General features: G+C 45.1%; 12 protein-coding genes and 1 riboswitch. Of the genes, 11 read left to right on the forward strand and 1 reads right to left on the reverse strand.

Annotation, left to right across the window (positions count from 1 at the left end; genetic code table 11):
- Nucleotides 1–26: 26 nt before the first annotated feature.
- On the reverse strand, nucleotides 27–149 hold the full coding sequence (locus AC0J5I_RS09125; protein WP_475299515.1) for a hypothetical protein: 123 nt from the start codon (nucleotides 147–149) through the stop codon (nucleotides 27–29).
- Nucleotides 150–348: 199 nt separating this feature from the next.
- Here AC0J5I_RS09125 and coaA point away from each other — a divergent pair, with 199 nt between their 5' ends.
- From coaA to speB, 11 genes are all read left to right on the forward strand, one after another.
- Entirely contained in the window at nucleotides 349–1,272 is a 924-nt protein-coding gene (gene coaA, locus AC0J5I_RS09130) for a type I pantothenate kinase (RefSeq protein WP_475299516.1), read from the forward strand.
- Between the two features lie 21 nt (nucleotides 1,273–1,293).
- Nucleotides 1,294–2,847 carry a glutamine-hydrolyzing GMP synthase gene (guaA, locus tag AC0J5I_RS09135; RefSeq protein ID WP_475299517.1) on the forward strand — a complete coding sequence of 518 codons (1,554 nt, stop codon included), beginning with the start codon at nucleotides 1,294–1,296 and terminating at the stop codon, nucleotides 2,845–2,847.
- Between the two features lie 327 nt (nucleotides 2,848–3,174).
- The gene (locus tag AC0J5I_RS09140) at nucleotides 3,175–3,924 is read left to right on the forward strand and encodes a metal ABC transporter ATP-binding protein (protein ID WP_475299518.1); all 750 of its coding nucleotides are present in this window, start codon (nucleotides 3,175–3,177) and stop codon (nucleotides 3,922–3,924) included.
- Nucleotides 3,914–4,771, forward strand: a complete 858-nt coding sequence (locus AC0J5I_RS09145) for a metal ABC transporter permease (protein WP_475299519.1) — start codon at nucleotides 3,914–3,916, stop codon at nucleotides 4,769–4,771. Before AC0J5I_RS09140 ends, AC0J5I_RS09145 begins: the two co-directional genes overlap by 11 nt.
- Nucleotides 4,761–5,705: an Mn/Fe ABC transporter substrate-binding lipoprotein EfaA gene (gene efaA, locus AC0J5I_RS09150; RefSeq protein ID WP_475299520.1), complete on the forward strand. Its 945-nt coding sequence runs from the start codon at nucleotides 4,761–4,763 to the stop codon at nucleotides 5,703–5,705. The genes AC0J5I_RS09145 and efaA overlap by 11 nt, the downstream gene beginning before the upstream one ends.
- Nucleotides 5,706–5,835: 130 nt before the next feature.
- The gene (locus tag AC0J5I_RS09155; protein ID WP_475299521.1) at nucleotides 5,836–6,777 is read left to right on the forward strand and encodes a lysophospholipase; all 942 of its coding nucleotides are present in this window, start codon (nucleotides 5,836–5,838) and stop codon (nucleotides 6,775–6,777) included.
- Between the two features lie 159 nt (nucleotides 6,778–6,936).
- Nucleotides 6,937–7,260 carry a PadR family transcriptional regulator gene (locus AC0J5I_RS09160; protein ID WP_475299522.1) on the forward strand — a complete coding sequence of 108 codons (324 nt, stop codon included), beginning with the start codon at nucleotides 6,937–6,939 and terminating at the stop codon, nucleotides 7,258–7,260.
- Nucleotides 7,244–7,747 carry a DUF2812 domain-containing protein gene (locus AC0J5I_RS09165; RefSeq protein WP_475299523.1) on the forward strand — a complete coding sequence of 168 codons (504 nt, stop codon included), beginning with the start codon at nucleotides 7,244–7,246 and terminating at the stop codon, nucleotides 7,745–7,747. Before AC0J5I_RS09160 ends, AC0J5I_RS09165 begins: the two co-directional genes overlap by 17 nt.
- 164 nt (nucleotides 7,748–7,911) lie before the next feature.
- Nucleotides 7,912–9,465, forward strand: coding sequence for a sodium/proline symporter (locus AC0J5I_RS09170; RefSeq protein WP_475299524.1), 1,554 nt, complete (start codon nucleotides 7,912–7,914; stop codon nucleotides 9,463–9,465).
- Between the two features lie 315 nt (nucleotides 9,466–9,780).
- A riboswitch (SAM riboswitch) is annotated at nucleotides 9,781–9,915 on the forward strand.
- Nucleotides 9,916–10,001: 86 nt separating this feature from the next.
- Nucleotides 10,002–11,543 (forward strand): aminotransferase class I/II-fold pyridoxal phosphate-dependent enzyme, encoded by a 1,542-nt coding sequence (locus AC0J5I_RS09175; RefSeq protein WP_475299525.1) that lies wholly within the window; start codon nucleotides 10,002–10,004, stop codon nucleotides 11,541–11,543.
- A 48-nt stretch (nucleotides 11,544–11,591) separates the two neighbouring features.
- Nucleotides 11,592–12,449: an agmatinase gene (gene speB / locus AC0J5I_RS09180; protein ID WP_475299526.1), complete on the forward strand. Its 858-nt coding sequence runs from the start codon at nucleotides 11,592–11,594 to the stop codon at nucleotides 12,447–12,449.
- Nucleotides 12,450–12,658 lie beyond the last annotated feature (209 nt).

A 12,658-nucleotide genomic window follows, 5' to 3' on the forward strand; every position in this document is an offset into this window, starting at 1 on the left:
TGCCGCTGATTCTTGCGCGTCTTCTATTATGCTTGCTGTACAGGGATTTTGCAAATCGGCATGATTTCGCCGAAGTCTTCCGAACTGTGCAGGCGATGTTTATGCAATTTCGACAAATTCAGCACATATTTTTCGCTATTTTCTTTCATTATTTTCATTGTATCGGAGCAAAAATGCAAAGTAAATCAAATCTTTGTGATTTTATGGAAACTTAAAAAGCTTTACCGTAGCAGAAAGCAAAGATTAGGTTTCGATTAAAATTAAATGTTCGTATTTCAGAGGGGTTAAATTTTCAGAAAAGTATGATACAATTACCAAAAGTTTGATTATTTCCAGAAGGGAAAAGCTATGATAGAAGATAGAAACTACTACGAAATCCATCGTGAAGAATGGCAAACTTTTCATCAAGATTCCATTCCGGCAATCACGGAAGAGGAACTGAAGGAATTGACATCATTGAATGACAGACTTTCATTGGAAGATGTCAAGGATGTCTATGTGCCATTGGTGCATATGTTCGATATTTACTTGCAGCAGTACCGGAATCTTCAGCGGGATAAAAGCAGATTTCTCGGCAGACCCTATGAGCCGTCTCCACTCATCATTGGCGTAACTGGTAGTGTCGCAGTCGGGAAAAGTACGACAGCGCGTGTCCTGCAGAACCTTCTGAAACGGGCCTATCCTACTAAGGCTGTCGAATTGATGACGACGGATGGCTTCCTGTATCCGAACCGGATTTTGAGGGAACGCAACATCATGGATCGTAAAGGATTCCCGGAAAGTTACGATATGGAAAATTTGGTGCAATTCCTGTTGGATGTGAAGACAGGCAAGCCGAATGTCCGGTTTCCGGTCTATTCCCACCGTATTTATGATATTGTCCCGGGAGATTATGAAGAAGTGAATCACCCGGATATACTGATTGTGGAAGGGATCAATGTGTTGCAGTTGCCAAGCAATCAACAGATTTACGTCAGCGACTTCTTTGACTTTTCCATCTATGTGGATGCCGAGGAAGAGATGATTGAAAAATGGTACATCGAACGTTTCGAAATGCTGATGGACCTGGCGATCGATCAACCGGACAATTATTACTACAATTATGCAATCGGCAAACGCGAAGACGCTATCGAGATGGCCAGAGGCGTCTGGAAAAGGGTCAACCTGAAAAACCTTCGGGAGTATATCTATCCCACGATCACACGTGCAAATTTAGTGATTCATAAAACAACGAATCACTTTATTGATGAATTGTACATAAAAAAATATTAAAGAAATTGGAGAGATTATTAGATGATAGAGCAATTTACCGAGTTGGAAAAAATCGTCGTACTGGATTTCGGCAGTCAATATAACCAATTGATTACACGACGCATCCGCGAATTCGGCGTATTCTCAGAGTTGGTTTCACACCGCACAACAGCTGAAGATATCAAAGCGATGGGGAACGTCAAAGGGGTCATTTTCTCCGGCGGCCCGAACAGCGTCTACGAAGACGATGCTTTCAAAGTCGATCCGGCGATTTTCGCTTTGGGCATCCCTGTATTGGGCATTTGCTACGGCATGCAATTGATGACCGACCATTTCGGCGGAAAAGTCATTCCTGCTGATGAGAGAGAATACGGACGTTCCGACATCGAAATCCTTGATTTGGATACGCCAATGTTCAAAGGCCTTTCTGACATCGAGACTGTCTGGATGAGCCATGGTGACAAAATCACTGAAATTCCTGCTGGCTTCAAAGTGACTGCCACAAACGACAACTGTCCTGTTGCAGCCTTCGCTAATACAGCAGAAAAATTCTACGGCGTCCAGTTTCACCCGGAAGTACAGCACTCTGTACACGGCAACGAAATGCTGAAGAACTTCGCCTTCGAAGTCTGCGGCTGCTCAGGCAACTGGTCTATCGCCAACTTCATCGAAATCGAAACCAAAAAAATCAGAGAAACTGTCGGCGAAAAAAAAGTCTTGTTGGGACTGTCCGGCGGGGTTGATTCAAGCGTAGTCGGCGTGTTGCTGCACAAAGCGATCGGCTCGCAATTGACTTGTATCTTTGTTGATCACGGCCTTTTGCGCAAAGGCGAAGGCGATCAAGTTATGGAAAGCCTTGTAGGCAAATTCGGCTTGAACATCGTCCGTGTTGATGCTAAAAAACGTTTCATGGACAAACTAACAGGCGTTAGCGATCCGGAACAAAAACGTAAAATCATCGGTAACGAATTCGTTTACGTATTCGACGATGAAGCTACGAAATTGCAAGGCATCGATTTCTTGGCGCAAGGAACGCTGTACACAGACGTGATCGAAAGTGGAACCGAGACTGCCCAAACAATCAAGTCTCACCACAACGTAGGCGGACTGCCTGAAGATATGCAATTCAAGTTGATCGAACCATTGAACACATTGTTCAAAGATGAAGTCCGCGAATTGGGAACACAACTTGGCATGCCTGACAGCATCGTTTGGCGCCAACCATTCCCAGGCCCTGGTTTAGGAATCCGCGTCATCGGCGAAATCACCGAAGAAAAATTGGAAATCGTCCGCGAATCAGACTACATCCTGCGCGAAGAAATTGCGAATGCTGGTTTGGACCGCGATGTATGGCAATACTTTACTGTCCTGCCGGGCTTCCGCAGCGTAGGCGTAATGGGCGATGGCCGTACGTATGACTACACAATCGGTATCCGCGCCGTGACATCCATCGATGGTATGACGTCCGACTGGGCTCGCATCCCTTACGAAGTGTTGGACAAGATTTCCCGACGCATCGTAAATGAAGTGAAGCACGTCAACCGTATAGTGTACGATATCACGAGCAAGCCACCATCGACCATCGAGTGGGAATAAACTTTTCACATATAGAACCTTGCAAATATTAATTTAATGGGCTGTATGGTGTAATAAAAAAAAATCATCTTTTTAAGTTGTTGTATGAATGAGCTTCGTTCATATATATGACATAAAAAGGTGATTTTTTTTGCACTGATAGAAAAGAGCTACAAAAAAAGCATGCGAAAAATGCAAAATACTTGCTCACTTGGATTAAATAAGATAAACTTAAACAAAAAGTTAGGTATGCCTAATAATATGTTTAGTTTAGACTTATACATAATAGGTCGCTCGACACAAATTCAGAGACCAGAAAATATAAAAACGAGAAAGGAACGATAAATAATGGAAAATTTAAAAATCCAGAATATGAATATAGCCTATCAAGGGCAGTCTGCAATAAAAAATGCAACACTTGCGTTTGAGCCGAATAAATTAACAGGGATCATCGGACCAAATGGAGCCGGGAAATCAACCTTATTGAAAGGGATCATGGGCTTGACGCCGTTAAATACTGGAGCAGTAAGTCTTTACGGCAAACCACTGAAGGAAAGGATAAACAAGGTAGCCTATGTTGAACAGAGACAAGAAATCGATCTCTCATTTCCGATAGATGTTTTCGGAACCGTGCTTTTTGGCACCTACTCCAAATTAGGTTTTTTCCAGAGACCAAAGCAAAAAGAAAAGGATCTGACATTAAAGGCTTTAGAGAAAGTCGGAATGGCAGCTTTTAAGGATCGGCACATCAGTGAATTATCCGGGGGACAGCTGCAACGTGTTTTCATTGCACGGGCGTTGGCTCAGGAAGCGGAGTGGTTGCTGCTTGATGAACCTTTTGCCGGGATCGATGCCACCAGTGAGAAAATCATCATTGAGCTGTTGAAACAACTTCGCGATGAAGGCAAATCAATCGTGATCGTGCATCATGATCTGCATAAAGTACAGTCTTATTTTGATAATATTGTCCTGATCAATAAAGAAGTGGTTGCCTTTGGTACGGTTTCCGAGGTATTTACTGCCAATAATATGGGAAGGGCTTATGGGGAAGCGATTTCCGAAATGATCAGTCTAGGAGGTGGAACAAATGTTAAATGAATTCATTCAAGGACTCTTGGATTTCCAATTCCTGCAGAACGCTTTGATCACTTCCGTTATGGTCGGGATATCTGCTGGAATCATCGGTTCCTTCATCATCTTGCGGGGAATGTCTTTGATGGGGGACGCCATCTCGCACGCAGTATTACCGGGAGTGGCGATTTCTTTTATGCTGGGGAGCAGCTATGTCATCGGTGCCACGGTTTTTGGGATGGCATCCGCCGCACTCATTGGTTTTGTCACGAAACACAGTCGTTTAAAAAACGATACGGCAATCGGAATCGTCTTCAGTGCATTTTTTGCGCTAGGAATCATCTTGATTTCCTTCGCCAGAAGCTCCACTGATTTATATCACATCCTCTTCGGGAATGTACTTGCTGTCCGTGATTCAGACATGTTCTTGACAGCCGCGGTGCTTGTTATCGTCTTGATCGCAGTGCCGCTTTTCTATAAACAACTCAAACTGACTTCTTTTGCACCGACGATTGCAAAATCATATGGTTGGAACATCAGTGCAATCAACTATGGGTTAATGTTTTTGCTGACACTAGTTGCTGTGACTTCGCTGCAGACAGTCGGGACGATTTTAGTGATCGCAATGCTGATCACACCGGCTGCGACAGCCTACCAACTGACCGACAAATTGATTGTTATGATTGTCCTGTCGACAGTATTTGGAACCCTCAGTTCTATCGTTGGGCTTTACTTCAGCTACAGTTACAACTTGCCGTCCGGAGCGACGATTGTCATGGCAGCAGCTATGTTTTTCATTTTGGCATTCATTTTTGCCCCGAAGAAGGGCCTTGTTGGTCAATTAAGAAAGGAGAATGTACATAATGAAGAATAAACTAATGTTGCTTGCTGCGGTGCTGTTTGTGGGTGTTTTGGGAGGATGCGGGAATTCTCCGGAAGAAGATAAAGGAAGTACGGATGCCTCAGAAACAACAGAAACCAAACTTAAAGTTGTCTCCACAAACTCCATTATTGGCGACATGGTAGAAAAAGTTGGAGGGAATCTGATCGATGCGCACAGTATCGTGCCAGTTGGGACTGATCCGCACGAATACGAACCCTTGCCGGTAGACATTCGAAAAGCCAGCGAAGCCGATGTTGTGTTTTACAATGGATTGAATCTGGAAACTGGCAATGGCTGGTTTGATAAATTGATGGAAACTGCCGGTAAAGCAGAAGATGAGGATTACTTCGTTGTCAGTAAAAATGTCGAACCAATTTATCTAACCGGAAACAGCTCACAACAAGATCCTCATGCTTGGCTGGATATTTCAAATGGTATTCGTTACATTAACGAAATCACGCGCGTTATGAGTGAAAAAGATCCTGAAAATAAAGCAACCTATGAAAAAAATGCGGATGCATACATTGCCGATTTAACGGAACTGGACAGCGAAGCAAAAAAAGAATTTGCTGATATCCCCGAAGAAAAGAAACTGTTGGTGACGAGCGAAGGAGCTTTCAAGTATTTCTCAAAAGCTTATGAATTACAAGCCGCCTATATTTGGGAAATCAATACCGAAGGTCAAGGTACGCCTGACCAGATGAAGCAAATCATTGAAAAAGTCCGAAATTCAGAAGTTCCGGTTCTCTTTGTGGAGACGAGTGTCGATCACAGAAGCATGGAACGATTATCAAATGAGGTGGATCTTCCCGTTTACAGCAATCTGTTCACGGATTCTATCGCGAAGCAAGGGGAAGACGGCGACAGCTATTACGATATGATGAAATGGAATGTAGAAAAGATTCATGAAGGATTAAGCCAATAAAAGAGGTTCATTAGCTTTCTATTGTGGTGCTTGACATTTCCGACCGGTATCGCTAAATTGGAGAAAAGTATAGCGTTAGCCATGCTGATTAACCTATTTTTTAATCTGATACCAGAAGAGGGGTCCACTCATGACAGCAGCAGCATTCACTTTCCAATCAAGCGACGGCACAGAAATCTTCGCGATGAAATGGTCTCCGGAAGAACTGCAGAAACCGAAAGCCGTCGTCCAGCTCGCGCATGGTTACGCGGAACATATCGGACGCTATGCTGCTTTTGCCAGCAAACTGGCGGATGCGGGAATCGTCGTCTACGGAAACGATCATCGCGGCCACGGCAAAACGAACGGGAATGTCGGCAAAGCAATCTGCTTTGCGGATGAGGCAGGATTCGACAAGGTCGTCGCAGATATGCGTGCGCTGACTGAAATCATTCAAACAGAAAACCCCGCCATTCCGCTGTTCCTGTTTGGTCACAGCATGGGCTCGATGTTGACCAGACGCTACATTCAGTTGTACGGGGACGATCTTACCGGCGCAGTTCTGTCCGGTTCCGGGGTATTTTCGAATGCCTTGCTGAAGCTCGGCACAGTCGTGGCAGCTTCGGAAATCAAAAGAAATGGAAGAGCATACCCAAGCCTATTGCTGGACAAGCTGGTCTTCCAGAACTTCAACCGGGGTTTCAAGCCCGCCCGGACGGATTTGGACTGGCTCAGCCGTGACGGGGCAGAAGTGGATAGGTTCTTGGCGGATCCGTTGCGAGGAAAAATCGGTTCAGCTGGCTATTTCCATGATTTCTTCAGCGGATTGTTGGCCATAAACGATTCTGCGAATATCCAGTCGACACCGAAGGACCTGCCGCTGCATTTCATTTCAGGCACCGCTGACCCGGTCGGGGGCAAGGCCGGAAAAGGCATCCTCCAGACATGCAAGGCTTATCAACAAGTTGGCCTTCAGAATGTGAGCTACAAACTATATGAGGGTGCCCGTCATGAACTGCTCAATGAGACGAACAAAGATGCAGTAACGCAGGACGTTATCGAGTGGATTGCTGCTCTTGTGGAGACCGTTTGATAATTACAAAATTAATGGAGCTTACCTGATTTTTCCGGAATTGGAGAAATCAGGTAAGCTTTTTTGTTAGACAAGTGTTTGTAGGTTCTCTATTGACAAATACATCGGGAGGCGATATATTATATATAGCGATACCCGACGTATCGGAAGAGGAGGTATATGATGGGAGCACCGCTTACGGAATCGATGTTTTATATTCTGCTTTCTTTGCTGCAGCCGAACCACGGTTACGGTATCATGCAACAGGTGGAAGAGCGGACGAAGGGCAGGGTCGCTCTGGGAGCAGGTACGCTTTATGGCGCACTGAACACGCTTTTGGAGAAAAAATGGATCATGCTACATAGTCAGGATGATCAGTCCCGCAAAAAGAAGGAATATCTGATCACGACACTCGGAAAAGAAGTTCTAAATGAGGAAATCGCCAGACTGGGCGAACTTCTCAAAAACGGCAGAAAGGCGATGGAAAATGATGAAAAAATTTAGGCTCTACTACGATAAAGACAAGGAAGAAACATTCCTGAATGACATGTCCGCAAAAGGCTACGCCATGAAACGTTTTTTCTTGGGATTGTATACTTTTGAAAAATGCCAGCTGGGGGAATATACCTATCGTGTCGATCTCATCAGCGATAAGACGGTCGAACAACGCAATGAACTGTATGATCTGATACGTGACTCCGGTGGGGAACTCGTGCAGACGTGGGGCATCTGGGCAATCTTCCGGAAGAAAGGTAGCTTTGAACTCTACACCGATCCGGAAAGCCAGATCAAACAATTCAGACGCATCCGGACGATATTTGTACGCGTGGCCATTGTAGAATTCCTGCTTTCCATCCCGCAGTGGTACAATGCAATCCAAACAAAGGAGCCGATGCTCCTATTGATGTCTATGCTTTTGACATTGATTGCCTTTGTTTTCCTGAAGCAAGCCAGGACATGCACAAAGAAAATAACCGAACTGGAAAAATAGAGTTAATCAATAGTTATTTTCGCTATAAAAGTAATGTCACTGCTTATCCTGAAAATAAGGTTGCTTACAATTTTAGTCTTATGCTATGATGGCGTAGTGAATTCATTAGATTTTAATTAAATTAAAATGATGAAACATGTCATTATTTATTTTGGAGGTAACTTATGGATAAAGCATTAATTTTTATGGCGATGGCTGGCTACATGTCGATCATCATAGGTATCGGTTTTTATTACTACAAGCGATCAAACGAAAGCTCCGATAATTTCTTCTTGGGCGGACGCAGTCTGGGTCCTTGGGTTGCTGCAATCAGTGCGGGCGCCTCGGACATGAGCGGTTGGCTCCTGATGGGCCTTCCCGGCGTGGCTTATTGGTCAGGGCTGTCGGACGCATTCTGGACAGCGATCGGCTTGGCATTGGGGACATCTTTGAACTGGATCATCGTCTCGAAGCGGTTGCGTCATTATTCTGAATCCGCGGAAGCAATCACGTTGCCGGAATTCTTCAGCAATCGATTCCATGAGGATAAGCGCGTCATTTTGACAGTATCTTCCACGTTCATCTTCGTTTTCTTTTCCGTCTATGCAGCCAGCTGTTTTGTGACGGTAGGGAAACTCTTCGCAACTTTGTTCGAAGTGCCTTACATCCCGGTGATGATCGCCGGAGCGGTGTTCGTCGTGTTCTACACGTTCATCGGCGGATTTTTGGCTGAGAGTGTTTCCGACTTTATGCAGGGCATCATCATGATTGCGGCGTTGGCTGTTGTTTTGGTCGGAGGTGTCGTGCATGCCGGTGGTCCCGGAGCGGTCATCGATAACCTGAAAGGCATCCCAGGATTTTTGGATTTCTTCGGAATCGCAACACCGACATTGGTTGATGGTGTGCAACAAGCTGATGGCGCGATGGCTGCCTTTGGACCTGCAGGCAAATACGGACTGATCACAATTGCGTCCAGCATGGCTTGGGGCCTTGGATACTTCGGTATGCCGCAAGTGCTGTTGCGCTTTATGGCGATCCGTTCGGCTGATGATATCAAGCAATCACGCCGGATCGGGATTATTTGGGCGACTCTTTCATTGGGCGCTGCCGTCCTGATCGGTCTGATCGGACGTTCGATGTTCCCGATGGCGTTGACGACTGCTTCCACTTCAGAAACGATCTTCATCGAGATGGCGACGTTATTGTTCCCGCCTCTTTTGGCCGGAATCGTCATGTCAGGTATTTTGGCGGCGACGATCAGTTCCGCGGATTCGTATCTGCTGATTGCCGCAAGTGCTTTCTCGAAAAACATCTACAAAGGTGTTTTGCGCAAGGATGCCTCCGATCAGCAAATCATGGCAATGACGCGGATGATTTTGATTGTTTTGGCGATCCTAGGAATCATCATCGCTTTGGATGAGAACTCCGTCATCTTCACGATCGTATCCTTCGCCTGGGCGGGCTTCGGTGCGACATTCGGACCGTTGATGCTGTTCTCCTTATTCTGGAAAAAAACCACGCGTCAAGGTGCCATTGCTGGCATGTTGACAGGCGGAATCGCTGTTTTCATCTGGAAACTTTTGATCAAACCGATCGGCGGCGTGTTCGGCATCTACGAACTGTTGCCGGCATTCATCCTTTCTTGTGTGGCGATAGTGATGTTCTCCTTGATTGGGGAAAAACCATCCGCTGCGATGGAAGAGGAATTCGAAATGGTGAAAAGCCAGTCGAAAGCTTAAAAATAGTGCGCATAAAAAACACAATCCTTTATCATGGGTTGTGTTTTTTTATGGCGTAGTGCGGGGTGTGCAAGTAAGATTTGATATCAAGACCTGCATCTCCGGTGAGGATCTTCTGACCTGAGCAGGGAAAGATGAAAGGCGAATACAACTTTTTCGGAATACGAGGGCGTTCACTGTGATTCATGAATGTTGCGGAACAACTGTTTAAGAATCGTTCGGAAAAATCATTTGAAAAAAAATATAGTTTTCTATCCAAAATCATTGACATATGCAGCATATTTGTATAGAATTTAGCTTGCATAAATTGAATATCTCTTATTAATAGCCGTTGAGACGAGGGGTCGAAGATACGGTGGCAAACCAATCAATCTAATTTTTTTCAGTACAGATTGATATTGGGTGCCCAACCTGAGCGTAGGATTATCCAAGTCCTATGAGCAATAAGAGGAAAAGCAGCTGATAGATATCGAAGCTTTCCTTTGGTTGGAGAGCTTTTTTTATGCCCATTTTTTATATCAAAGGGGGAAATCTATTTGGCTGAAAAGGTTTTATTCAATTCAGACACTTATTTGGATGGTCATTCTGACAAAATTACTTACCAAATTTCTAACGTTAAAGCAAAAAATATTACACATATCAAAATGCCGCTTTTCGAAGCGCTTGTTAAATATGCGAAACAGGACGTTACGCCTTTCGATGTCCCTGGACATAAAATGGGTGCGCAGATGACACCATTTAAAATGGCAGTCGGTGATATGACGATGCAGATGGATGTCAACTCCATGAAAGAATTGGACTTGTTGAGCCATCCGCAATCCGTCATAAAAGAAGCACAGGAATTGGCTGCAAAAGCATACAATGCCGATCAGGCCTTTTTCTTGGTGAACGGTACGACTGTAGGAATTCAAGCGATGATCATGAGCGTTGTGGGACCGAACGATACAATTTTGGTTCCCCGCAACTGCCATAAATCAGTGATGAACGGGTTGATCCTGAGCGGCGCAAAGCCAATCTTCATCCAGCCCGAAATGGATTTGGCCTTCGGAATTTCTCACGGAATCTCCGTGGAACGCATCATCCAAGGATTGGATGAAAATCCTAAAGCGAAAGCTCTTTTGGTCACTTATCCGACTTATTTCGGATCTTTGAACGATTTGGAAACAATCTGTGATATCGCGCATGAACGCGGTGTTGTGGTCATTGTTGACAGTGCGCACGGAGCGCATTTGCCGTTCATGCCCGGAAAAATGAAGGATCCGATGAAAGCTGGAGCCGATGCGGTGACTTATTCTATGCATAAAACCGGCGGATCCTTGACGCAAAGTTCCTTGATGGTGATGCAAGGGGATCGCATTTCTGCTACAAAATTACAAAAAGTGCTGAACATGCTGCAATCGACCAGCGCGAATTACTTGTTGATGAGCTCTATCGATGCTGCACGCAGCGAATTGGCGATGTACGGCAAAGACCGCTACAAAAAACTGCGCCCGATCGTCAGCGAAGCGATTGAAGCAATCGAAGCATTCGGCGACTATGAAGTTTTGAAATCCGACTACATCAAAGATAAATTCTACCAGACTTATGACTGGACTAAATTAGTGATCCGAGTCAATGATATCGGCCTGACCGGCTTCGAAGTCTACACGATCATGAAGGAAGAATATGGCATCCAATTGGAGCTGGCTGAAGGCTATGTCGTGATGGCAGTTATCAGCACAGCCGACACACGCGAAACAATCGGGAGACTGGTTGATGCCTTGATGGATGTACGCAGACGCTACAAAAAAGCAAGCCAACATTTCGATGCGCACGTGATGACTTGCAGCATCAACAAATTGGCCTGCAGCCCGCGCGACGCGTTCTATGCCGATAATGAAGTGGTCAGCATCGACGACGCAATCGGACGCATCAGTGCCGATTCAATCATGATCTATCCACCAGGAATTCCGTTGATCATCCCTGGTGAAGTGATTTCTGAGGCAGTCGTTCAGCATTACCACTACTACAATGAAACATTAGGCAATGTCTTGACTGAGGAAAAAATGCCTCATCAGATCAAAGTTCTGAAAGATTAAGCAATCGAAACAACAATCAAATAGCATACAGTTGGAGGACGGCAGAAAGTGAAAAATAACATGAACATCCAGACCTTTATCGGCTGCGAATCTTCATTTGAAGAAGCATCTACCGTATTATTCGGGATTCCATTCGACGGAACAACCAGTTTCAGGCCAGGCACGCGCTTTGCGATGCAAGCGATCCGCCAAGATTCATTCGGCTTGGAAAGTTATTCCCCTTATTTGGATCGTGATCTTGAAGAAGAGGCCATCCATGATGGCGGAGATCTGGATCTGCCTTTTGGCAACACAGAGCGTGTATTGAGCGATATCTCAACCTATACAAAAGAAGTACTGGACAGCGGCAAGAAATTTCTGATGGTCGGCGGCGAGCATCTCGTTAGCTTGCCTACTATCGAAGCTGCCTATGAGAAATACCCAAATCTGCATGTCATCCATATCGATGCCCACACAGATCTGCGTGAAGACTATATGGGAGAACCGCTGTCGCATGCCTCGGTCATCCGCCGCTGCTTCGACTTTTTGGGAGACGGCCGCATTTTCCAATTCGGTATCCGTTCCGGTTTGAAGGAAGAATTCGAATGGGCGAAAGAGCATACTTATATGGAAAAATTCACCATCGAAACGCTGCCGCAGATTGTACAGCAATTGAAGGATGTTCCCGTTTATGTGACGATTGATCTGGACGTTTTGGACCCAGGAACTTTCCCGGGAACCGGCACACCTGAGCCAGGCGGCATCACCTACAAAGAATTGTTGGCGGGTATCGCTGTGCTGCAGGAATTGAATCAGATCGTTGCAGCCGACGTCGTTGAGCTTTCTCCGCAATACGATCCGTCGGGCGCTTCGACTGCTATGGCCTGCAAGACCGTCAGAGAAATGCTTTTGACACTTACTAAATAGAACAAAATCTATTACCCGACCTTAAAATTAATCAAGGTCGGGTATTTTTTAATAAATAATAGCATCTGCAGGTCAAAATGACAGAATGAAACCAACTTGCATTAAAAAGTCATGAAAACGGTAATTGTTTACATGGCGATGTTATGAAATCTATCACAAGTCAGTGAACGGCTGATAGGTTGTATAATTGTGTTATATCAAATGTTTTT

The sequence above is a fragment of the Trichococcus sp. TS_SC_9 genome, assembly GCF_056156325.1.

What these genes read in the sequence shown, in the direction of transcription:
- AC0J5I_RS09125 (WP_475299515.1), bottom strand. Translation starts at nt 149, where the DNA reads ATGAAAGAAAATAGCGAAAAATATGTGCTGAATTTGTCGAAATTGCAT.
- coaA (WP_475299516.1), top strand. Translation starts at nt 349, where the DNA reads ATGATAGAAGATAGAAACTACTACGAAATCCATCGTGAAGAATGGCAA.
- guaA (WP_475299517.1), top strand. Translation starts at nt 1,294, where the DNA reads ATGATAGAGCAATTTACCGAGTTGGAAAAAATCGTCGTACTGGATTTC.
- AC0J5I_RS09140 (WP_475299518.1), top strand. Translation starts at nt 3,175, where the DNA reads ATGGAAAATTTAAAAATCCAGAATATGAATATAGCCTATCAAGGGCAG.
- AC0J5I_RS09145 (WP_475299519.1), top strand. Translation starts at nt 3,914, where the DNA reads ATGTTAAATGAATTCATTCAAGGACTCTTGGATTTCCAATTCCTGCAG.
- efaA (WP_475299520.1), top strand. Translation starts at nt 4,761, where the DNA reads ATGAAGAATAAACTAATGTTGCTTGCTGCGGTGCTGTTTGTGGGTGTT.
- AC0J5I_RS09155 (WP_475299521.1), top strand. Translation starts at nt 5,836, where the DNA reads ATGACAGCAGCAGCATTCACTTTCCAATCAAGCGACGGCACAGAAATC.
- AC0J5I_RS09160 (WP_475299522.1), top strand. Translation starts at nt 6,937, where the DNA reads ATGATGGGAGCACCGCTTACGGAATCGATGTTTTATATTCTGCTTTCT.
- AC0J5I_RS09165 (WP_475299523.1), top strand. Translation starts at nt 7,244, where the DNA reads ATGATGAAAAAATTTAGGCTCTACTACGATAAAGACAAGGAAGAAACA.
- AC0J5I_RS09170 (WP_475299524.1), top strand. Translation starts at nt 7,912, where the DNA reads ATGGATAAAGCATTAATTTTTATGGCGATGGCTGGCTACATGTCGATC.